This window comes from Allobosea sp. RCC_152_1 (genome assembly GCF_041360765.1).
GTDB classification, from domain to species: Bacteria; Pseudomonadota; Alphaproteobacteria; order Rhizobiales; family Beijerinckiaceae; genus Allobosea; species Allobosea spartocytisi.
The window spans coordinates 1-1,254 of sequence record NZ_JBFUPU010000023.1; the positions used below are offsets into that span (position 1 = coordinate 1).

General features: G+C 64.4%; 1 protein-coding gene and 1 pseudogene. Both read left to right on the forward strand.

The window, feature by feature from the left end:
• Positions 1-78 precede the first annotated feature (78 nt).
• On the forward strand, positions 79-429 hold the full coding sequence (locus AB6806_RS28940) for a transposase (RefSeq protein WP_370956369.1): 351 nt from the start codon (positions 79-81) through the stop codon (positions 427-429).
• Positions 417-1,226, forward strand: a pseudogene (locus AB6806_RS28945) (IS3 family transposase); the annotation flags it as partial. The gene AB6806_RS28940 and the pseudogene AB6806_RS28945, both read left to right, overlap by 13 nt.
• Between the last annotated feature and the right edge of the window lie 28 nt (positions 1,227-1,254).

Below are 1,254 nucleotides of genomic sequence, written 5' to 3' on the forward strand. Positions count from 1 at the left end.
TGGAGTGCGCCCCTTGAAGCGGACAGCGTGACGGCGAGGAATTGACCGGAGAGCCGGGCTTTCGAAGGATGGAAGCCCATGGCCCGACACCGTTCCCACAGCATCGAGTTCAAGCGCCAGGTGGCGCAGGATTACCTGGCTGGCGAGACGCTCCATAGCCTCGCCCGTCGACATGACCTGTCGCGCAACCTGATCCGCATCTGGATTCAGAAGTTCGAGGGTGGCGCCTTCGACGACGAGGCCGTCGCCGTCGATACGATCGAAACCTACGAGGCGCGCATCGCCGCGCTGGAACGGCTTGTCGGCAGGCAGGCCCTGGAGATCGAGTTCCTAAAGGGGGCTCTGAAGCACGGACCGCGGCCGAGAAGCGCGACTACGTCCGTCGTCACCGGCCCCGCGGCCTCGCCGTCGCAGACGGATGCCAGCTGATGGGGATCGCGCGCTCCACCTATTACGATAAGCCGGCCGTCAGCATCGACGACACCGCGCTCGTCGAGACGATGGTCACAATCTCCGAGAGCTTCGAAGCCTATGGCTATCGCCGGATGCAGGCGGCGCTGCGTCAGCGCGGTTTCGTCGTGAATCATAAGAAGATCCGGCGGCTGATGCGCGCGCACGACCTCCAGCCTCGACAGCGGCGGCGCTATATCGCCACCACCGATGGCGATCACGACCTGCCGATCTTCCCGAACCTGGCGAAGAACATGATCCCGGACGGGCCGAACCAGCTCTGGGTGGCCGACATCACCTACGTCGCGATCACCATCGGCTTCGTCTACGTCGCGGTGATCCTCGACGCATGGTCGCGCAAGGTCGTCGGCTACGCCATCGGCCGCTCGATCGACGTTCGGCTGACGCTGGCCGCCCTGCGCTCGGCCATCGACAGGCGAAAGCCACCACCCGGCTGCACCCATCATACGGACCGCGGTTCGCAATATGCTGCCCGGCTCTACCGGCAGACCCTCGCCGGGCATGGTCTCGTCGGATCGATGGGGCGCCGCGGCAATCCCTACGATAACGCCAAGGCCGAGAGCTTCATGAAAACGCTCAAGGTCGAGGCCGTCTATCCGATGGCCTACGAGACCTTCGAGGATGTCGCTGCCGACCTTCCGCGCTTCATCGATCAGGTCTACAACGCCGAACGACTGCACTCCGCGCTCGGCTATCTCAGCCCGCAGCAGTTCGAGGATCAACACGCCCGGCTCACGATCAAAACCGCAGCCTGATCCTGTCTACCCGCAGGGGCGCACTCCA